Genomic DNA, 21,288 nt, shown 5'->3' on the forward strand with positions numbered 1-21,288 from the left:
GCCGCCCTACACTTGGCCCCTATGGAAATCTGGATGCACCAGCTGCTGGAATGGCTTGCGCTGCCGCAGTTCGGCCTGAGCACGGTCTTTGTGGTGGCGTTCATCTCCGCCACGCTGCTGCCTTTGGGCTCGGAGCCTGCGGTGTTCGGCCTGATCAAGATCAACCCTGAACTCTTCTGGCCCGCCATCCTGGTGGCCACGGTTGGCAACACGCTGGGCGGTGGTGTGAGCTGGTGGATGGGCCTGGGCGCTCACAAGGTGGTGGACAAGGCCCGTGGCAATGCCACTGAAGTTCGCGCGCTGAACTGGCTTCGGCGCTTTGGCGCCCCCGCCTGCCTAATGAGCTGGCTGCCCGTGGTGGGCGACCCGCTGTGTGCTGTGGCAGGCTGGCTCAAGCTGCCGTTCTGGCCTTGCCTGGCCTATATGGCTGTGGGCAAATTCTTCCGCTACCTGGTTATGACGAGCGTGTTGCTGTACTTCATGCCAGGGCATCTGGCGATGTAGTGGCCCGCCGAAGGCACCGGGATCAGGGCGGCAATAGACGGTCCCAGTAGACGGGCACCGTGGTGTCCACGTGCAGCGTGATCGCCTCTTCGTGGGACTGCAGCGGGTGGGCGCGGGCCCACTGGGCGTCCAGCACCGCCACATCCGCCTCTGACGCACCGGCTCCGGCCAGCGCGCGCTGGCGCACACGCTCCCGCAGCACCGGCAAGGGGGCCTCGAACGACAGGATGTGGCAGGGCACTTGCACAGAATCGGCCAGGGCCAGGAAAAGCGCGCGGGCATCGCGGTCCAGCAAGGTGGCATCCACGATCGCGGAGTAGCCTGCCGCCAGCACCTCGCGCGCCACTTGCGCCAACCGCTGGTGCGTGCGGAATGTAGCCTCGGCGGTGTAGATGCCGCCAGGTACGCCGTCGCTGGAAGCATTAGGCGCCAGGCCGAACAGGCGCTTGCGCTCCACATCCGCCTGCACGCGCACCCATCCACGCTGGCACGCCAGGGTCAGCGCATGGGTGCTCTTGCCCGCCCCCGAAAAGCCATGGGCCAGCCACAACGCAGCAGGGCGCGCCACCGGCCAGCGCGCAGGCCGTTGCCCCGCAAAACCCGCCGCCAGTTCCAGATATTCCTCCAGGGCTTGCACAGCCTGCGCACTGCCATCACCGCAGGTTGGATTCAGCCGCAGGGCAGCAACCCGCGCCCGCACCAACGCGCGGTAGGCGCCGTAGTACCGCAAAACGGACAGGCCCGCGTAGTCTCCCGTGTGCTCCAGCCACCGGTTCAAGAACCGCCAGGCCAGATCGGCCCGGCCATGGGCCGCGAGGTCCATCACCACAAAGGCGATATCGGCCACACAGTCGATCCAGCGCAAGGCGGGGTTGAACTCGATGGCATCGAACAGCTGGGCCTTGCCATCGATGAGTGCAATGTTGGCCAGATGCAAATCGCCATGGCATTCGCGCACCCGACCGGCTGCCCGCCGTGCCTCGAACGCGGTGGCCAGGGCCCGCCCCTGGTGCCGGCACCAGCCGACCACCTGCGCCAGCAGGGGGCCCTGACCGGGCAGCGCGCTTGCCACGGGTGCGCGCAGAGCCGCCACACAGTCATCCACTGGCGCTTGCACCGCTGCCGCCGTGCCCCAGCTGTCGGTGCTTGCAGCGATGGCGGCTGCGTCGTGGAACTGCGCCACATGGCACGCCAGCTGGTCGATCTGCACAGGCGACACGCGACGCGCATCCAGTGCAGCGGCGAGCAGTGCGTCCTGGGCAAAACGTCGCATCCACACGACGGGCTCTGCGCCTGGCAGAGCGTCTTTCCACGGCACCACCTGAAGCGCGGTGGGGGCGCCATCCGCCCCAGCATTCACCTGACCCACCAAACCGACAAGGCCCAAGTACAGGCCCGGCGCCGTGCGGCGATTGATGCGCAGCTCCTCCTCGCAGGCGGCGTGCCGCAGGGCATGGGTACTGAAGTCGAGAAAATCCAGCTGCAAGGGCTTCTTGAGCTTGTAGGCAAAGTCACCAGCAAGCAGCACCCAGGAGATGTGGGTCTCGATACATTCCACGCGCTCTACAGGGTGGGGAAAAGCCTGCGGTTGTTGCTGCAGCAGACGCACACGCTGCTGGGCGGTGGCGAATTCGGCCGACAGGTCGGTGGGTAAGGGCATGGAACGGACGCGGGGGAAAGGCACCAACGCGCAAGCGCGAAAGGCAGCCATGCCACCCAACGCGGGGGATGGGAACAGGCGTTCAGTGTGAACACCGAAGGCCGCTTGTCAACCCGGCCAGCGCAAACAACGGCCAGCAGCTACAGGAAAGCGTTGCTGCTGGAGATCGACAAGTCCGACAGCTGCGAATCGCCTTTGGCAACTGGCTCCTCGACCACCACCTGGTTGCGCCCGCCTTCCTTGGCCATGTACATGGCGGTATCGGCCCGCGAGAAGAACTCCAGCACCGACTCGCCCAACACATACTGCGTCACCCCGACCGATACCGTCACCCGGCCCTTGAGCAATCCGGTCCAGGCATGGGTTTCCACCTGCGCGCGAATGCGCTCACAGGTATTGAGCGCAGGCAGCAACGAAGTGCCAGGGAAGATGAGCAGAAACTCTTCACCCCCATACCGGCCAAACACATCGCCCCCGCGCACGCCCTGCTGCGCGATGCGCGCAAAGGTGCGCAGCACCTCGTCGCCCCCCAGATGTCCCAGCTCATCGTTGATGCGCTTGAAGTGGTCAATGTCCAGCACGGCCAGGCACAACGGGATGCCACTTTCGTCGGCCAGCTGTTTTTGCTCTTCCAGCGCGGCCAACACGTAGCGGCGGTTGAAGCATCCCACCAGCGGATCGCGCTGGGCGTCTTCCTGGATGTTCTTGATCTTGCGGCTTGCATGGTAGAGGCTGCGGTACAGGCGCTGCACCCGGCCCATGAGGGCAATGAAGGCGGGCAAAGAGACCGCCAGAGCCACCCAATGCAATGCCTCCAGGCGCAGCAGGGCATTGTTCTGCTGCTCCAGGTAGTGCAGCCCCACCACCCCGGCATAGAGGGACAACATGCAGGCCGCCAGTGCCAGCAGGGTGGGCCGTGGCACAGTGAAAATGCCATAGGCCACGGCCACAAAGGTGAATGGCGCCAACAGGATTTGCGTGACGGGCGCCAGGTAGACAATGCCGAGCATGCACGCGAGCGCTGTAGCCACCATGGCCAGCTTCAGGTGCCGATGCCGCACATTCTTGTGCAAGCCCGTGTTGAAAATGCCCCAGAAGGTCGCGCAGACCACCGCCACCAGCACGCCCAACACGGCGAGCACCTGGAGGTCCACCATGCCCAGTGCACAAAACCCCAGCATCGCCAGCGCATAGAGCCCCATCAGCCCTGCGGCCAGCAACCATTTTTCGCGCGCACTGCGCCCGCTGCGCGGCCCCATTCCATCCAGCGCGCGGCGGGCCGGGCGCACCATGGCTGAAGACGAGTCATCGAACTCCATGACAGCGTCGGACAGGGGAAAGGCGTCCGTCGCCGAAAACGGATTCTTGCGACCAAAAAACATGTGGAGGCAGGCCTGAGCCCGGGTTCGTTCGGGTGATGCTTCACCGAAATGCGCAGGCTGCAGGCACCAACACCCGGCAGACGAGCCCGCGCATCTTACGCAGAACTGACACCCTCGCGCTCCGTGTTTTCCAGTAGCGCCACCAGCGGCGCAGCAAATCTGTGCAATGAATGCGACGCGAGCCCATCGAAAAGACTCCCAGCCCCGGTTCCACGCATGCGGTGCGGGGAGAACACGGCCCTTCTTCAGACCACTACAACCCGCCGGCGCGTCCACCAGCCTTCCATGCTGTAGACCAGCAGCGCCGCCCAGATCAAGACAAACCCCACCAGGCGCGCTGGCTCGAACGGTTCATGGAACAACCACACGCCCAGCGCAAACTGCAGGCTGGGCGAGATGTACTGCAGGATGCCCAAGGTGGACATGGGGATCAGGCGCGCACCCGCCGCAAACAGCAGCAGCGGAACTGCCGTCATGGGGCCCGCAAGCAGCAGCCAGCCGACGGTGGCGGGCGTGCCCTGCACCAGCGCACCCTGGCCTTGCCACGCCCACCAGCCCAGCACAACGGCGGCCACCGGCGCGAGCACCAGCGTCTCCAGCGCGAGACCCTCCAGTGCGCCCAGCACAGCAACCTTGCGCAACAACCCATAGAAGCCAAAACTCAAGGCCAGCACCAGTGCAATCCAAGGCAGGCGCCCAGCCTGCACCGCCAGCCACAGCACGCCAGCGGCAGCCACGGCCACCGCCATCCATTGGCCCGGTCGAGGCCGCTCACGCAGAAATACAAAGCCCAGCGCGACGTTGACCAGCGGAAGGATGAAATAGCCCAGGCTAGCGTCTACCACGTGCTGGTTTTGCACCGCCCACACATAGGTAAGCCAGTTGCCCGACAGCAGCATCGCAGACAGACCAAATGCCGCCAGCACCTTGGGCTGGCGCAGCACGGCCCCCATCCACGACCATTGCCTGCGCACCATCAATACGCCAAATACAAACACCAGCGACCACAGTGTGCGGTGCATCACCACCTCCAGCGAGGGCACGTCTGCCACCTGCTTGAAATACAGGGGGAACAGACCCCAGGCGATGTAAGCCAGGGCGGCGTAGAGGATTCCAGTGTTCATATAAATCGATGCTCAGGAGAATGCGTGGACAACACCCCTGCCAAACGGTCGTAAAAAATCCCTGCATGCCAGGGGCCCTGCAGGGATGCGGGTCACCGGGCCATGACCCGATGGTGTTTTCAGTGATTTTTAGACGTTGAACAGGAAGTTCAACACGTCGCCGTCCTTGACCACGTATTCCTTGCCTTCGGCGCGCATCTTGCCAGCATCCTTGGCACCCTGCTCACCCTTGTAGGCGATGAAATCGTCAAAGGCAATCGTCTGCGCACGGATGAAGCCGCGCTCGAAGTCACCGTGGATCACGCCGGCCGCCTGGGGTGCCGTGTCACCAATGTGGATGGTCCACGCGCGCACCTCCTTCACACCCGCAGTGAAATAGGTCTGCAGGCCCAGCAGCTTGAAGGCGCCGCGGATCAGGCGTGCGAGGCCGGGCTCGGTCTGGCCCATTTCGGCCAGGAACATGTCTCGGTCTTCGTCGCTCATTTCAGCCATCTCGGCTTCCATCTTGGCGCAGATGGCCACCACGGGGGCGTTCTGGCTGGCAGCGTAGTCCTTGAGGCGGTCGAGGAAAGGGTTGTTCTCAAAGCCGTCTTCGCTCACGTTGCCCACGAACATCGCGGGCTTGGCTGTGATCAGGCACAAGGACTTGAGCAGCGGCTGCTCTTCCTTGGTGATCTCGACCGAGCGGGCGGGCTTGCCTTCATTGAGCGCAGCCTGGATGCGCGTGAGCAGCGCCACCAGCTTGGCGGCATCCTTGTCGTTGCCCGACTTGGCAGCCTTGGTGTAGCGATTGAGCGCCTTTTCGACGGTGCCCATGTCGGCCAGGCACAGCTCGGTCTGGATCACCTCGATGTCCGAGATCGGGTCCACACGGCCAGCCACGTGGATCACGTTGTCGTCTTCAAAGCAGCGCACCACGTTCACGATGGCGTCGGTTTCTCGGATGTGGGCCAGGAACTGGTTGCCCAGGCCTTCACCCTGACTGGCACCGGCCACCAAACCAGCGATGTCCACAAACTCGACAATGGCGGGCACGATGCGCTCGGGCGAGATGATCTGGGCGAGCTGCTGCAGGCGGGGGTCAGGCACTTCCACCACGCCCACGTTGGGCTCAATGGTGCAGAACGGATAGTTTTCGGCGGCGATGCCGGCCTTGGTCAGCGCGTTGAAAAGGGTGGACTTGCCGACGTTGGGCAAGCCCACGATGCCGCATTGGAGGCTCATGGCAGGGCTTTCTGGATTTCGGAGACAAACCGCCGATTTTACGGGCCAGCCAGCTATCACCCTTTCACGCCATGTTCACACCGTCAGTCGAAGCGCAGATTGGCCGCCACCCGCTGACCCACGCGCAGCATCTGGCCCGCCCCCTGGCGCACGATGGCATTCATTCCGAACGTGATGGCGCCATCGAGCCGTTGGTCCTTCCGATAGGTCCGCAGGGTGTCCCCCACCGATGGGTTGCTTTCGGCTGTCGCGGGGTCGATGTCAGGAATGGGGCACCGCGAACAGGGTTTGACGGGCTGCAGGTGGATTTCACCCTCTTGCGCATCCACACGCACCAGATCCACTCGGTCCTCGTCGTGTGCGTCCACCCCGGCCAGGACCACATTGGGCCGAAACCGCTCGATCCCAGCGGCGGCATGGCCTGCAGCCTGAAGTCGCAGGTTCAGCTCATCCATCGATGCCTGGCTGGCGAGCAACAAGGGAAAACCATCGGCAAACTGGTTCGGCGCCTCGACACCGCCCGTCCATTCCATGCTGGACAAGCGGCGGTATTCAGGATCAAAACGGACAAGGCGGCAGGGCTGACCGAGGAAGTCCGTAAACCACTGCGCCGCCACGGCACCCATGTCCCATGCGGGCACCGTGTCGCGCCACACGGTCACTGTGGCGGGCGCCTCGACCGCATCGATGGCCACATGCAAGGCCAGCATGCCAGGCGCACGCAGCACCATCTCATCGCCTTTGAGCTGCGGGCGAATCAGCGCCATGCGCGGCAGCGTGCGCTGGGTTACAAACATGCCCTCAGCGTCTACCACCATCCAGGCACGGTCCAGATCGAGCCCCGTATCGGTGAGCAAGGCCTGCTGCACTTCAATGCCGGCACACGACTTGACGGGATAGACAAACAGGCGCGCGATGGTGCCCGACAGATCGGAATCAGGGTGGAAACTCACGCGAAGGTGCTCCTCAAAAATGACCAGTTGGACAGCGAGCCCGATTTTGCACCGCGCCCAAGGGCCCAGGCCCGCTCCTACAATGCCGCCATGGCCCAAACCTTTGATATCTGTATTCGCGGCACCGGCATTGTGGGCAAGACGCTGGCACTGCTGCTGGCCCGCGAACGGCTGAAAGTGGCCCTGCTACCTGCACCCGGCCCGAAGGCCCCCGCAACCGCCGATGTGCGGGCCTATGCGCTGAACGCAGCATCGCGCAAACTGCTGGAATCGCTTCGCAGCTGGCCCGATGCAGAGCACGCCACAGCCGTGCGATCCATGCAGGTACAGGGAGACCGGGATGGCGCCGTGCATTTTGATGCGGCCACCCAAGGGGTGGAAGCCCTGGCCTGGATCGTTGACGTGCCCGCCCTGGAGGCCCGCCTCGCCGAAGCTCTGCGCTACCAGCCCCAGGTGGAAATGGTCGATGCCCCCGTGCCGGCGGCCCTGATCGTGGTGTGCGAGGGCCGCGCCAGCAGCACGCGCGAAGAGTTTGGTGTGGGTTTTCAGGTGACGCCGTATGGGCAACACGCCATCGCCACCCGATTGCAGTGTGAACGCGCCCACGAACAGGTGGCACGGCAATGGTTTTTGCCCGACGGCATTCTGGCTTTTTTGCCTTTGGGCGGGCCGCAGGGGAACTCCGTGGCGGTTGTCTGGTCCGTCTTGCAGGAACAGGTCGCGCCGCTGATGGCCTTGTCCCCTGAAGAATTCGCGCAGAAGCTCCAGATGGCCAGCCAGGAATCCCTGGGGTCGCTGACGCTCAGTGCGGAACGAGCAGCCTGGCCCCTGCAGCTTGCAAAAGCAGACCGCTGGTGTGGCAGCTTGCCATCCACCGGAAAAAACCCGCGCAGTTGGGTGCTGGCTGGTGACGCGGCGCACAACGTGCATCCGCTCGCAGGCCAGGGGTTGAACCTGGGACTGGCAGACGCCCAAGCCCTGGCCAGCGCACTGCATGGGCGCGACTACTGGCGCAGTGTGGCTGATGTACGTTTGCTGCGGGGCTACGAGCGCGAGCGCAAGGCAGCCCTGCTGCCGATGGGATTGGCGACGGATGGCCTGCAACAACTCTTCTCCCGCCAGGAAGGGCCGCTGCAGGCGCTGCGCAACTGGGGAATGAAGGGCTTTGAACTGAGCGGCCCGCTGAAGCACTTCGTGGCCCGCCAGGCCATGGGAAATTACTGACCACACCGGTGGCCGCCCTCTGGAAGCCACCAGACCGTTTTAACGAGAACACCATGAAACTGATTCCCACCCTGCTCGCTGCCGCCGCGCTGGCCTCCGGCTTTGCCGCCACCGCACAAGAAGCGGACATCCGCAAGGCGCTCGCCGAACGCATTCCCCAAATGGACAAGATTGACGAGGTGCGCCCCACCCCCATGAAAGGCCTTTACGAAGTACGCATCGGGACGGACCTTTTCTACACGGACGCCAAGGGCAACTATGTGATCCAGGGTGAACTGATCGATACGAAAGTGCGCCGAAATCTGACCGAAGACCGCATTGCAAAGCTCACAGCCGTCGAGTTCTCGGCACTGCCCCTCAAAGACGCCTTCACCATTGTGCGCGGCGACGGGAAACGCAAGTTGGCCGTTTTTGAGGACCCCAACTGCGGCTACTGCAAGCGTTTTGAACGCGACCTGCAGAACGTGGACAACGTGACGGTGTACCTGTTCCTGTACCCCATCCTCAGCCCCGACTCTGCGGAAAAATCGCGCAACATCTGGTGCTCCAAAGACCAGGTGACGGCCTGGCAGGATCTCATGGTGCGCGACAAGCCTGTGCCTGCTGCGAGCTGCGATACCAGCGCCTTGCAGCGCAACCTGGCATTTGGCCGCAAGCACAAGATCACAGGAACGCCTACGCTGATTTTTGCCAACGGCGCCCGCGTGCCGGGAGCCGTCGGCGCCAAGGAAGTGGAAAAGCGCCTGGCCGAGGCCAGCAGCGAAAACCCTGCCGCCAACTAATACGCGTTTTGCATGCGCGCAGGCCCCGCTCCCACGGGCCGCGCCATCTGACCACAAGGCCCGAACCTGCAGTTGCCCATGCCCTCAACCCGCAAGCCAGAATCCGCCGCCATTCACTACCACGTTGAGCCAGCGGACCTGCACGGTCATCTGTTTCGCATTGCACTGACGATTCCCCACCCTTCGGCGCAGCAAGAGGTCTCGCTGCCGATCTGGATTCCGGGGAGCTATCTGGTGCGGGAGTTCTCCAAAAATCTGCAAGAGCTCAAAGCCCATCAGGGCACGCGGGAAGTGAAGCTCACGCAACTGGACAAGCATCGGTGGCAAGCTGAATGCAGCCCCAACAAGCCCCTTGTGCTGTCCTACGCCGTCTGCGCCTACGACACCTCGGTGCGCACGGCCTGGCTGGACGCATCGCGCGGGTTTTTCAACGGCACCAGCCTGTGCCTGCGCGTGCAGGGCCAGGAAACGCAGCGCCACACGCTCGATATTGCCAGCACGCCTGCTACGGCCACCTGGTCAGTGGCCACCGGCTTGTCCCCCGTCAAGACAGACAAGAAGGGTTTTGGTCTCTACGCTGCGGCGAACTACGACGAGCTGGTTGACTGCCCGGTGGAAATGGGCCTCTTCTGGACAGGCCGCTTCACGGCCTGCGGCGTTCCGCACCGCTTTGTGGTGGCTGGTGCAGCGCCCTCTTTTGACGGCAAGCGCCTACTGGCAGATACCCAGAAGATTTGCGAGACCGCAATCCGTTTCTGGCATGGCGAAGGCAAGGCGCCTTTCAAGAGCTACCTGTTCATGCTCAACGCCGTGGGCGACGGCTACGGAGGGTTGGAGCACCGCAACTCCACCGCGCTCATCTGTGGCCGGCGCGACCTGCCACGGGTCGATGAGGCCCGCACTGGTGATGGATACACCACACTGCTGGGCCTGATCAGCCACGAGTACTTCCACGCGTGGAACGTCAAGCGGCTGCGCCCCGCCGATTTTGCCCAATACGACTACACCCGCGAAAACTACACGGAGCTGCTGTGGTTTTTCGAGGGCTTTACCAGTTACTACGACGATTTGCTGCTGCGCCGAGCAGGGTTGATTGACGATGCTGCGTACCTGAAGCTCATCACCAAAACCATCAACCAGGTGCTTCAGACACCAGGCAGGGCCGTGCAGACCGTAGCGCAAGCCAGCTTTGACGCCTGGGTCAAGTACTACCGCCAGGACGAAAACACCCCCAACGCGACGGTCAGCTACTACACCAAGGGCTCGCTGGTGGCCATGTGCCTGGACCTGGCCCTGCGCCGCGAAGGCAAGACCAGCCTGGATGAGGTCATGCGCACGCTGTGGCTGCGGTGCCAGGGCGGCCCGATGTCGCAAGACGATTTGCTGGCAGTATTGAAAGAACTGTCCGATCGGCCCTTCGACACAGAAGTGGCGCGGTGGGTGCACAGCACCGCAGAACTGCCGCTGGCAGAGTTGCTGGAAGCCAACGGCGTTTTGCTCAAGGCGGAGACCCCCCAATGGGCGCAGCGGCTGGGGCTGCGGGTGGGAGAAAACCACAGCGTGCAAATCAAGACCGTGCTGCGAGGCGGCCCTGCGGAAAAGGCGGGCATGGCGGCTGGCGATGAGTGGCTGGGCATCGATGTGAAAGGCCAGGGGTGGCGCATCAGCAAGCTGGAAGATGTGGCGTTCTATGCTGGCACCGAGACATCCTTGACGGCCCTGGTGGCGCGGGACGGCCGACTGCTGCGATTGCCGCTCGAACTGTCGGCCCGCAGTGCGTCCACGCCCCCCAAGAAGACATCCCGCACCACCGCCGCCACGGTGCCAGATACGGTGAGCCTGTCGATTGCCAACGCTGGCACCCTGGGGCGCTGGTTGAACTGAGCCAGGGACATGACACCGGATTGGTACGGTGTTCTACCTACCAGCGCATAGGTTCGGGCATGCTTGGGTATATTCGTTCGTGCTTTCATAACTACCTATAAACCCAGGAGATTTCATGTCTTACGAAACTATCGAGGTTCGCATTGAGGCGGACAAGGTTGGTATCGTCACGCTCAACCGGCCCAAGCAGCTCAACGCGCTGAACGACCAGCTCATGGATGAGCTGGGCTCGGCACTGAAGGCCTTTGATGCAGACGAAAAAATCGGCTGCATCATCGTCACAGGCAGTGAAAAGGCGTTTGCCGCAGGCGCCGACATTGGCGCCATGGCGAAATACAGTTTCGCAGACACTTACAAGGGCGACTACATCACCCGCAACTGGGAAGCGATCCGCTCCATCCGCAAGCCCGTCATTGCCGCTGTCAGCGGTTTTGCGCTGGGCGGTGGCTGCGAGTTGGCCATGATGTGCGATTTCATCATCGCCGCTGAAAACGCCAAATTCGGCCAACCCGAAATCAAACTGGGCGTGATCCCCGGCGCAGGCGGTACGCAGCGTCTGCCGCGTGCCGTGGGCAAATCCAAGGCGATGGACATGGCCCTGACCGGCCGCATGATGGACGCGGTGGAAGCCGAGCGCTCCGGCCTGGTCAGCCGCGTGGTGCCCTACGACAAGCTCATGGACGAAGCACTGGGTGCCGCCATCATCATTGCAGGCTTCTCCCAGATCGCCGTGATGGCGGCCAAGGAGTCGGTCAACCGCGCCTTCGAAGGCAGCCTGTCGGACGGTGTGATGTTCGAGCGCCGCCTCTTCCACGCCCTGTTCTCCACCCAGGACCAGAAGGAAGGCATGGACGCTTTCATGAACAAGCGCGCAGCGAACTTCACACACCAATAATTTTTGTTCTATAATCTTGGACTGCGGTCGTATAGCTCAGTTGGTTAGAGCGCAGCATTCATAATGCTGATGTCGGTGGTTCAAGTCCACCTACGACCACCAAATCCAACCCACAGTGCCTGCGCACTGTGGGTTTTTTATTGGTCAGCCGCGCCGCAAAAATCATAGCTGCCGACGCTTGGCACCATTGGTTTTCAAGTGAAAACTGCTGGAAGTCCTTTAAAGACAAGCGCGAGCAGCTATTATTTTTGAGAACTGCGGGATTGGCCCCGCTTTTAGAATCGCTGTTTCAGCCCCTGGATGTAAACCATGAACCGCTGCACCACGACTTCCTCGCCTGCTTCCTCCCTCACTTCGCCGACGGCACCCGCGCGAAAGCTCATCGCGGCTGTGGCCTGCGCCCTGCTCTGCGGCACCCTGCCGGTGTCCGCCCAGGTACAGCCCGGGCTTGGCGGCATGCGGACCTTTCCCGATGCGGCCCAGCACGGCACCCTGACCCTCAACACGGCATCGGAGGCCACGCTCAATGGCCGCACCATCCGCCTGGCGCCTGGCATGCGCCTGCTGAGCCCTCAGAACACGCTGGTCATGATGCACACGGTGCTGGGGCAGAGCTACAAGGTGAACTACGTGATCGAAAACAGCACCGGCATGCTGATCACCGCCTGGATCCTGACCCAGGGCGAAGCCGAGCAGCCCCGCAAGGGCAGCGATACGGTCGAGCACAACTACCGCTCCGAGTACGACGCCATCCGCAAGTGATGCGTTGACCCATCAGCCGCGCCCTGTGTCCCGGCGCGGTCCTTGAATGTTTGCGGTGTGCTGCGGTGCTCCGCCCTTTTTCTTTCTGATTGCAAGAGAGCCTGCCATGGCCAAAAAAGTCTTCATCAAAACCTTCGGCTGCCAGATGAACGAGTACGACTCGGACAAGATGGCCGACGTGCTCAATGCCGCCCAGGGCTACGAGCCCACGCAGAACGTGGACGAAGCCGACCTCATCCTCTTCAACACCTGCTCCGTGCGCGAGAAAGCGCAGGAGAAAGTCTTCAGCGACCTGGGCCGCATCAAGCACCTGAAGGCACGCGGCGTGAAGATTGGCGTGGGTGGCTGCGTGGCCAGCCAAGAGGGCGCCGAGATCATCAAGCGCGCGCCCTACGTGGACGTGGTGTTTGGACCCCAAACCCTGCACCGCCTGCCCGAGATGCTGAACCAGCGCGAGCGCCTGGACAAGCCGCAGGTGGACATCAGTTTTCCTGAGATCGAGAAGTTCGACCACTTGCCGCCCGCGCGCGTGGAGGGCGCCTCGGCCTTTGTGTCGATCATGGAAGGCTGCAGCAAATACTGCAGCTACTGCGTGGTTCCGTACACCCGGGGCGAAGAGGTGAGCCGCCCGTTTGACGACGTGCTGGTGGAAGTGGCAGGGCTGGCCGACCAGGGCGTGAAGGAAATTACCCTGCTGGGCCAGAACGTGAACGCCTACCTGGGCAAGATGGGTGGCACGGCCGAGATTGCCGACTTTGCCCTGCTGCTCGAATACGTGTCCGACATCCCGGGCATCGAGCGCATCCGCTACACCACCAGCCACCCCAATGAGTTCACCCCTCGGCTGATCGAGGCCTATGCCAAGCTGCCCAAGCTGGCCAGCCACTTGCACCTGCCTGTGCAGCACGGCAGCGACCGCATCCTGATGGCCATGAAGCGCGGCTACACCGCCATGGAATACAAGAGCACGGTGCGCAAGCTGCGCGCCATCCGACCTGACCTGGCCATGAGCAGCGACTTCATCGTGGGCTTCCCCGGCGAGACCGAAGACGACTTCAACAAGATGATGAAGTTGATTGACGACATCCACTTTGACAACAGCTTCAGCTTCATCTTCAGCCCCCGCCCCGGCACCCCAGCGGCTGGCCTGCACGACGACACGCCGCACGACGTAAAGCTGCGCCGCCTGCAGCACCTGCAAGGCGTCATCAACGCCAACATCAAGTCCATCAGCGAAAGCCGCGTGGGCACGGTACAGCGCATCCTGGTAGAAGGCGCTTCCAAGCGCGATACCACCGAGCTGATGGGCCGTACCGAATGCAACCGCGTGGTGAACTTTGTGGGTCAGTCACGCCTGGTAGGCCAGATGGTGGATGTCACCATCACCGAAGCCAAGGCCTACACGCTGCGCGGCGAAGTGCTCACCCGCGAGGCGGCAGTCGCAGCCTGACGCGCACCCGGCGCCCGTGGCAATGACGGCAGACACCCCGCCAAGCGCGGATCTTCGCAAGGCCGACGGCCCGCTGCACGGCCTCTCGTTCCAGCAGCTTTTGCTGCTGGCCTTCCTGCTCATAGCGGGACTGCTGGGGGTCAGCTCGTTGCGGGCGCTGTACACCCTGGAACAGCTCATGGTGCAAAGTCGGCTTGGTGCCGCCGAGGCCACCACGCTGAGCACAGCGGCCCAGGCATTGAACCAGCGCGGGCAGGCCCTGGAACGCGCGGCACGCCAGTCCCTGGTGCTGCGGGATGCGCCGCTGCGGCGCAGCTTCAACGAAATGTCCGTAGAGGCACAAGCCGTTCTCGACCAGTTGCACCAGGGCGGCCTTCCCGAAGACCAGGCCAGCCAGTGGCGTGCGCATCTTGACGCCGTGAAGGCACTGCTGGATGCACCGCCGGAACGGGCCCTGGAAAACGAGCAACGGGTAGCGGAAGAATTTGTCACGCTTGAAGCGCTGCATACCACCATCGTGCAATCGGTCCAGGAGATCAATGCACAACGTAACCGCGCGCTGCAGGACCGGGTGGAAGCGAGCCGCCGCAACGTGACGCACCAGGTGGTAGGGGTGATCGTCCTGGCTCTCGTCCTGGCCCTGGCGCTGGGCATCTGGCTTGCCCGTCCTTTCAAGCGGCTGGAAGGCACGATCCGGCGGTTGGGCGAGAACCAGCTTGAAGCGCCCGTGGTGATCTCCGGCCCCGACGACGTACGCCGCGTGGGGCAGCAGCTGGAATGGCTGCGCCTGAGGCTGCTGGAACTGGATTCGGACAAGGCCCGCTTCCTGCGCCATGTCTCGCACGAACTCAAGACGCCGCTGGCCGCGATGCGCGAGGGCGTGGCGCTGCTGCAGGACGGTGTGACCGGTGAACTCAATACCGACCAGCGCGAAGTTACACAGATCCTTCACCACAACACATTGGTTTTGCAAGGTGAGATTGAAGCCTTGCTGCGCTTTAATGCTGCAGCCTTCGAGGCACGCCAGCTGCAGCGGCGCGACACCGATCTGCTCGCGCTGCTGGAAGCCCAGGTGGAAGCCCAGCGGCTGCAATGGCAGGCCCGGGGCCTGCGGGTGCTGGTGGAAGGATCCGCAATCTCTCTGCCCATTGACGCCGACAAAATCGCCTCGGCAATCAGCAACCTGCTGTCCAACGCCATTCGATTTTCGCCCAAAGGGGGAACGGTGCGGCTATCCCTCTCGCGCCATGCGGGTTGCGTGCGCGTGGACGTTTCGGACCAGGGCCCCGGTGTGGCCCAGGCAGACCGTGACCGCGTGTTCGAACCTTTTTACCGTGGCATCCGCCAGCCGGACGACGCAGTGCGCGGCACCGGCATCGGGCTTTCCATCGTCCAAGAGTACATCGTCGCCCACGGCGGCCAGGTGCGGTTGGTGGAAGATGGCGTCCACACCTTTTTTCGCATGGAACTACCGCATGCTGCCTAGTTGTCTTCCCGTCCACCCCACCAACATGCGCGCCCTGGACTTTCCGGTATGGGTGATGTTGCTGGCTGCAGCCATCACGTTGGCCGGATGCAATGCGACGGCGCCCCAAGCGGTTGCGGCACCTGTTCCGCCCATGACCGCCCCCACGCCAACCCCGGTCGCTACGGAATCCCCCAGCCCCAACCCGGCCGCCGCCACCAGCGCTCCTTCGGATGCCGCCCCGGTCCTGCAGGTGCTGGCTCAAACGGACCGTACCCTGCGCATGGCCCCTGCAGAGCTGGCCAAGGAGATTGCCCGCCTGGGCGAGGCGGAAGATGCCTCGGTGGAGACCCCCCTACTTCTGGCAACAGCATTGGCCCAGACGCGCCAGCCCGTCGATACGGCCCGTGCCCTGGGCTTGGTGCAGCGGGTGATGAGCAACACCACGGCAGCGGCACAAGCCCTCCACCCCCTGGCGCGGCTGATGGAGTCGCGGCTTCTGCAGCAACGCAGGCTGGAAGACCAGCTGGAGCGGCAGGGCCAGCAACTGCGCGAGGCGCAGCGCCGCAACGACCAGCTCAACGAACGGCTGGAGGCCGTGCGCGCCATCGAACGCAGCCTGACCACGCGCCCGGCCCCGCTTCCTGGCGCCCCCACCTCGCCCCCGGGCAGTAGCCCCCAGCGCCCCACGCCCTGATCGCTCATGAAGGTGTCAAAGGAAACCGCCATGGCAGCTGCCCCCACCCCATCCCGCACAACGCCCCGCGCCCGCGTCCTTGTGGTGGACGACGATGCCGACATGCTGCGGCTGCTGTCGCTGCGCTTGCAGGCCGCCGGATACGACGTGGTCGCCGTGGGCTCGGCCGAGGCGGCCTTGGCGCAGCTGGACATGGCACGCCCACAGCTCGTGCTGAGCGATGTGCGCCTACCTGGGCGTGATGGCCTCGCGCTGTTCGACGAAGTGCGTGCGCGACACCCTTCGCTGCCGGTCATCCTGCTCACAGCCCACGGCACCATTCCCGACGCGGTGGAAGCCACTTCGCGCGGGGTGTTCACCTACCTCACCAAGCCCTACGACGGCAAAGAACTGCTGGAAAAGATTGCCCAGGCACTTGCCCTGAGCGCCCCCGCCGTCACACATGCCCACGCCCATGAAGCATGGCGTGCCGACATCGTGAGCCGTTCCAACCGCATGACCGACCTGCTGGCCGAGGCCTACATGGTGGCCCAGTCGGACGCCAGTGTGCTGCTGCTGGGCGATAGCGGCTCGGGCAAGGAGCTGCTGGCCCAGGCCATCCACCGCGCCAGCCCGCGCGCGCGCCACCCCTTTGTGGCGGTCAACTGCGGCGCCATCCCCGAAGCCCTTCTCGAATCCGAACTGTTCGGCCACGTCAAAGGGGCCTTTACCGACGCAGTGAGCAACCACAAGGGGCTGTTCCAGGCGGCGGAAGGCGGCACCTTGTTGCTCGACGAGATTGGCGACATGCCGCCCGCCCTGCAGGTCAAGCTGCTGCGGGTGCTGCAGGAACGCGCGGTGCGCCCCGTGGGTGCCAGCCAGTCGATTCCCATCGACGTGCGCATCATCTCGGCCACGCACCGCGACCTGGAAGCCGCCATGGCCACGGCCCAGTTCCGCGAAGACCTGTACTACCGGCTCAATGTGGTCACGCTGGCGCTGCCCACCCTGGGAGATCGGCGCGAAGACATCGCGCTGCTGGCCAACCACTTTCTCGACAAGCTGGCGCGCAAGTACGACAAGCGCCTGTCAGGTTTTGCACCCGAGGCGCTCAAGGCACTGACCCTGGCAGCCTGGCCTGGCAACGTGCGCCAGCTCTACAACGTCGTCGAACAGGTGTGTGCCCTGTCCACCACGCCCCTGGTGCCCCTGACGCTGGTGCAGCGCGCGCTGCGCACGCCATCTACCCAGGTGCTGAGCTTTGCCGAGGCCCGGCAAAGGTTTGAGCGCGAGTACCTGGTGGGCCTGCTCAAGATGACGGATGGCAATGTAGCCGACGCGGCGCGCCTGGCACAGCGCAACCGCACGGAGTTCTACCGGCTGCTGCAAAAGCACGCATTGACCCCCGGAAACTTCAAGAACGACGCTGTGGACAACGAAGACGTCGCTGATGAGCGACACGACTAGGTCGTTGATTTGATTCAGTTTTTCTCTAGCGCCTTGCCACACTGTCGCCATTCGGCGACAAAAACACTGGATTTCCCCCCCAATCCACGAGTCGCACAACTGCTTACATGCAATTGATGACTTAACCCATTGATTTAAAACAGTTTTTTGAAGCTGGCACAGGGTTTGCCCTAGTCTCAGCATGCAAGCTGTTTTTTCTCACTGTTCACGCTTCACCGGCCGCCTCCAACAGGCCGCGATAGCGCTGGCCGCCACCCTGTTGGCAGGCGCCGCACAGGCCCAGAGCTTCGATTTCGACAGCGTCACCCGCATCGCCCGGGAACGGGCGGAGAAGCCCTATCGCGCATCCAGCGACAAGCTCCCCGCCGACCTCGCCAAACTCAACTACGACCAGGTGCGCGACATCCGCTGGCGCCCCGATCGTGCCCTGTGGCGCGCCGAAAAGCTGCCGTTCGAGGCCATGTTCTTCCACCTGGGCCTGTACCAGAAGGAGCCGGTGCTGATCAACGAGGTGACACCGCAGGGCGCGCGCCACATCGGCTACAGCCGCGCGGACTTCGACTACGGCAAGAACCAGGTGCGGCCTGAGGCCTGGGGCGACCTCGGCTTTGCGGGCTTTCGCCTGCACAACCACCTCAACTCCAGCGCCTACAAGGATGAGCTGGTGGTCTTCCAGGGCGCCAGCTACTTCCGCGCACTGGGCAAGGGTCAGCAATACGGCCTGTCAGCGCGCGGGCTGGCCATCGACACCGTGGGTGGCAGTGGCGAAGAGTTCCCACGCTTCACCGAGTTCTGGCTGGTGCGGCCCGATCCCTTGTCCACACAGGTCACCGTGTATGCGCTGCTGGATTCGCCCCGTGCCACCGGCGCCTACCGCTTCGACATCCAGCCGGGGACGCAGACCACCACCACCGTGCGCAGCCGCATTTTTGTGCGGCCCAGCACGGGCAGCAAGCCCATCGCCACGCTGGGCATTGCGCCCTTGACCAGCATGTTTTTCTTTGGCGAGAACCAGCCCCGCAAAGAAGACTTCCGGCCCGAGGTCCATGACTCCGACGGGCTGATGATTGCCACGGGCGAGGGCGAATGGCTCTGGCGTCCGCTGCAAAACCCCAAGCAGACGCTGGTCACATCGTTTGCCACCAAAAATCCCAAAGGCTTTGGCCTGATGCAGCGCGACCGCCAATGGTCGAACTATGAGGACGTGGAAGCCCGCTATGAGCGCCGCCCAAGTGCCTGGGTGCGCCCCCTGCACGACTGGGGCGCTGGCCGCGTCGAACTGGTGCAGCTCAACACCCCCGACGAAACGCACGACAACATCGTGGCGTATTGGGTACCCGCCCAGATGCCCGCCCCCGGCCAGCCCCTGGAATTTGCCTACGAGCTGAGCTGGCAAGGCGATGAACAGCAGCGGCCGCCCGGGGCCTGGGCCATGCAATCGCGCCGGGGCGTGGGCTACACCAAAGAGACCGCTGCCGCCTTGCGCCAGCAGGCGCAGTATGTGGTCGATTTCGACGGCCCCGCCCTCAAGGCTTTGCCCGCTGACGCCACCGTGAAAGCCGTGGTGACCAGCGATGCCAACGGCAAGGTGCTGGAAAACATCGTCTACCGCAATCCCGCCACCGAGCAGTGGCGCATGACCGTTCGCGTACAGCGCCAAAAGGCCGATCGACCGATCGAGCTGCGCGCTTTTCTTCAACACGACAACAACGCTGTGAGTGAAACATGGACGCACATCATTCTTCCCGAGTAAGCCCCCCGGTGCCCCATCACCCCCAACGCAGCACGCTGCGCGAGGAACGGCATCCCAATGCCGTCACCGCGCCGCCCGTCCACCGGGGTTCCATGGCACCCGTGCCCTGGCGCGGCTTCTGGAACAGCATGGGCACAGCCCTGCTTCTCAAGCTGACCGGTCGCACCGAAACCAGCCCTCCCGCATCGCCCGAAAACCGGCCAGCCCAGGAATGGGAGGGTGCTGCGCAGCGCCGCCGCTGGACCTTTGCGGTGCTGACGGTGCTGACCACGGCCCTGGCGAGTTTCCTGTTTGCCGGCGTGCAGCCTGAGTATGAGAACCCGTGGCTGGGCTATGGGCAGATCGCGCTGTTTGCCCTGCTGTCGGCCTGGGTGGTCACCGGCTTTCTCACCGGCTTGATGGGCTTTTGGGTCATGCTGCGCGGCGACAGGCATGCGCTGTCCGTGCGCAGTGTGGTGGAGCATGAACTGGCACCCGACGCGCGCACGGCCATCATCATGCCGATCTGCAACGAGGACGTGGCCACCGTGTTTGCGGGGTTGCGGGCAACGTGCGAGTCGGTGGCATCGACCGGCCACGGGGCCACCTTCGACGTGTTTGTGCTGTCCGACAGCTATGACCCCGCCATCGCCCAGGCTGAACGCGCCGCCTGGGAGGAACTGCGCAGCGCCCTGGCGCAGCACAGCCAGCAACCCCAGGTGCAGGTGTACTACCGCCTGCGCGCCCGCCGCACGCACCGCAAGGCCGGCAATGTGGCCGACTTCTGCCGCCGCTGGGGCAAGGACTACCGCTACATGGTGGTGCTGGACGCCGACAGCGTGATGAGCGGTGACTGCATCGTCTCGATGGCCAAGCTCATGGAAGCCAACCCCACGGCGGGCATCATCCAGACGGCAACCCAGGCCATCGGCCACGTCACGCTGCACGCCCGCGCGCAGCAGTTCGCCTCACGCGTCACCGGTCGCCTGTTTACGCTGGGCATGCAGTACTGGCAGCTGGGTGAATCCCACTACTGGGGCCACAACGCGATCATTCGCGTGGCACCCTTCATGGAACACTGCGCCCTCGCGCCCATCAAGGGCAATGGTGGCCTGGCGGGCGGCATCATGTCGCACGACTTTGTCGAAGCCGCGCTGATGCGCCGCGCTGGCTACCACGTGTGGCTGGTGTCGGACCTGATTGGCAGCTATGAACAGCAACCCCCCGACCTGCTGGCCGAACTGCAGCGCGACCGTCGCTGGTGCCAGGGCAACCTGCAAAACGCACGCTTGATGGCCGAGCCCGGCATCCACGCGGTGCACCGCTCGATGTTCATCACGGGTGCCATGGCCTACCTGTCGGCGCCGCTGTGGCTCGCCTTCCTGACACTGGGCACGGCGCTGTGGCTGTCGGGCGCCAAGCTCGTGGCCGACTGGCACATCCTGCCAGCCGAATTGCTGTCGCTGTGGGCCTGGACACTGTGCATGCTGTTCCTGCCCCGCATCCTGGGTGTGGCCGCCGTGTTCATGCGCCGCGAGCAAAAGGAATACGGCGGTGCCGTCAGCCTGCTCAAGAGCGCCGCGCTGGAGAGCGTGCTGGCCATCCTGCAGGCCCCCATCCGCATGCTGGCGCATTCGCTGTTCGTGCTGATTGCGCTCACCGGCCTGAAGCTGGAATGGAAATCGCCTCCGCGCGAAGCCCATGCCGTGCCCTGGCGCCACGCCGTGCGCCAGCTGGCACCCATGAGCCTGGTGATTGCCCTGCTGGCAGTGGGTGTCGCCGTGATCGATAGCAGCGCCCTGCTGTGGCTCATGCCTGTGGGCCTGCCCCTGGCGCTGGCCATACCGCTGGCCGTGTTCACCAGCCAGATCGCGTTGGGCAAGGCCATGCGCGCACAACGCCTGTTGCTGATCCCCGAGGAGTCCTGGTCACCGCCGGTGCTGCGCCGAGCCTGGCTGCATGCAAGCCGGCTGGCACGGCCAGCGCCGCTGGCAGCGTTGTAGGCATGTGACAATTGCCCCACAAGCCACAAGCCACAAGCCGGTGCATGCACCGGCTTTTTTGCGATTGCTATTTTATTTATAGCAATAAAATGCTTACCAAT

General features: G+C 63.8%; 17 protein-coding genes and 1 tRNA gene. 13 read left to right on the top strand and 5 right to left on the bottom strand.

Going from position 1 to position 21,288, the window contains the following annotated elements:
• Nucleotides 1-21 precede the first annotated feature (21 nt).
• Nucleotides 22-504 (top strand): YqaA family protein, encoded by a 483-nt coding sequence (locus C8C94_RS13710; protein WP_055393381.1) that lies wholly within the window; start codon nt 22-24, stop codon nt 502-504.
• A 22-nt stretch (nt 505-526) separates the two neighbouring features.
• Here C8C94_RS13710 and C8C94_RS13715 read toward each other — a convergent pair whose 3' ends face one another.
• The 5 genes from C8C94_RS13715 to C8C94_RS13735 all read right to left on the bottom strand — a co-directional run bounded on the left by C8C94_RS13715 (nt 527) and on the right by C8C94_RS13735 (nt 6,847).
• Entirely contained in the window at nt 527-2,164 is a 1,638-nt protein-coding gene (locus C8C94_RS13715; RefSeq protein WP_121421102.1) for a bifunctional aminoglycoside phosphotransferase/ATP-binding protein, read from the bottom strand.
• Nucleotides 2,165-2,304: 140 nt separating this feature from the next.
• Complete coding sequence (locus tag C8C94_RS13720; protein ID WP_121421103.1) at nt 2,305-3,546, bottom strand: diguanylate cyclase; 1,242 nt, start codon at nt 3,544-3,546, stop codon at nt 2,305-2,307.
• A 245-nt stretch (nt 3,547-3,791) separates the two neighbouring features.
• Nucleotides 3,792-4,670 carry an EamA family transporter RarD gene (rarD, locus tag C8C94_RS13725; protein ID WP_121421104.1) on the bottom strand — a complete coding sequence of 293 codons (879 nt, stop codon included), beginning with the start codon at nt 4,668-4,670 and terminating at the stop codon, nt 3,792-3,794.
• A gap of 129 nt (nt 4,671-4,799) precedes the next feature.
• Nucleotides 4,800-5,894, bottom strand: a complete 1,095-nt coding sequence (ychF, locus tag C8C94_RS13730) for a redox-regulated ATPase YchF (protein WP_121421105.1) — start codon at nt 5,892-5,894, stop codon at nt 4,800-4,802.
• Between the two features lie 83 nt (nt 5,895-5,977).
• Nucleotides 5,978-6,847, bottom strand: a complete 870-nt coding sequence (locus tag C8C94_RS13735) for an MOSC domain-containing protein (protein WP_121421106.1) — start codon at nt 6,845-6,847, stop codon at nt 5,978-5,980.
• Nucleotides 6,848-6,937: 90 nt separating this feature from the next.
• Here C8C94_RS13735 and C8C94_RS13740 point away from each other — a divergent pair, with 90 nt between their 5' ends.
• The 12 genes from C8C94_RS13740 (at nt 6,938) to mdoH (ending at nt 21,187) form a co-directional block, all read left to right on the top strand.
• Nucleotides 6,938-8,071 (top strand): FAD-dependent monooxygenase, encoded by a 1,134-nt coding sequence (locus tag C8C94_RS13740; protein ID WP_121422853.1) that lies wholly within the window; start codon nt 6,938-6,940, stop codon nt 8,069-8,071.
• 53 nt (nt 8,072-8,124) lie between these two features.
• Nucleotides 8,125-8,853 carry a DsbC family protein gene (locus C8C94_RS13745; RefSeq protein ID WP_121421107.1) on the top strand — a complete coding sequence of 243 codons (729 nt, stop codon included), beginning with the start codon at nt 8,125-8,127 and terminating at the stop codon, nt 8,851-8,853.
• Nucleotides 8,854-8,931: 78 nt separating this feature from the next.
• The gene (locus tag C8C94_RS13750; RefSeq protein WP_121421108.1) at nt 8,932-10,737 is read left to right on the top strand and encodes a M61 family metallopeptidase; all 1,806 of its coding nucleotides are present in this window, start codon (nt 8,932-8,934) and stop codon (nt 10,735-10,737) included.
• Nucleotides 10,738-10,852: 115 nt separating this feature from the next.
• Nucleotides 10,853-11,632 (top strand): enoyl-CoA hydratase, encoded by a 780-nt coding sequence (locus C8C94_RS13755; RefSeq protein WP_121421109.1) that lies wholly within the window; start codon nt 10,853-10,855, stop codon nt 11,630-11,632.
• A 25-nt stretch (nt 11,633-11,657) separates the two neighbouring features.
• Nucleotides 11,658-11,734: transfer RNA gene (locus tag C8C94_RS13760), tRNA-Met, on the top strand.
• Between the two features lie 207 nt (nt 11,735-11,941).
• Entirely contained in the window at nt 11,942-12,394 is a 453-nt protein-coding gene (locus C8C94_RS13765; RefSeq protein WP_233573467.1) for a hypothetical protein, read from the top strand.
• 106 nt (nt 12,395-12,500) lie between these two features.
• Complete coding sequence (gene miaB, locus C8C94_RS13770) at nt 12,501-13,844, top strand: tRNA (N6-isopentenyl adenosine(37)-C2)-methylthiotransferase MiaB (protein ID WP_121422855.1); 1,344 nt, start codon at nt 12,501-12,503, stop codon at nt 13,842-13,844.
• 22 nt (nt 13,845-13,866) lie between these two features.
• Nucleotides 13,867-15,330 (top strand): ATP-binding protein, encoded by a 1,464-nt coding sequence (locus C8C94_RS13775; protein WP_121421110.1) that lies wholly within the window; start codon nt 13,867-13,869, stop codon nt 15,328-15,330.
• A gap of 55 nt (nt 15,331-15,385) precedes the next feature.
• A complete protein-coding gene (locus tag C8C94_RS13780) occupies nt 15,386-16,006 on the top strand; it encodes a hypothetical protein (RefSeq protein ID WP_121422856.1) in 621 nt (206 codons plus the stop codon).
• Nucleotides 16,007-16,036: 30 nt separating this feature from the next.
• Nucleotides 16,037-17,452, top strand: a complete 1,416-nt coding sequence (locus C8C94_RS13785) for a sigma 54-interacting transcriptional regulator (protein WP_055395011.1) — start codon at nt 16,037-16,039, stop codon at nt 17,450-17,452.
• 181 nt (nt 17,453-17,633) lie between these two features.
• Entirely contained in the window at nt 17,634-19,205 is a 1,572-nt protein-coding gene (locus tag C8C94_RS13790; protein ID WP_233573468.1) for a glucan biosynthesis protein G, read from the top strand.
• Nucleotides 19,178-21,187, top strand: coding sequence for a glucans biosynthesis glucosyltransferase MdoH (mdoH, locus tag C8C94_RS13795; protein WP_121421111.1), 2,010 nt, complete (start codon nt 19,178-19,180; stop codon nt 21,185-21,187). Before C8C94_RS13790 ends, mdoH begins: the two co-directional genes overlap by 28 nt.
• The last annotated feature ends 101 nt before the right edge of the window (nt 21,188-21,288 follow it).

The organism is Acidovorax sp. 94 (assembly GCF_003634645.1).
Classification (GTDB): Bacteria; Pseudomonadota; Gammaproteobacteria; order Burkholderiales; family Burkholderiaceae_C; genus Acidovorax; species Acidovorax facilis.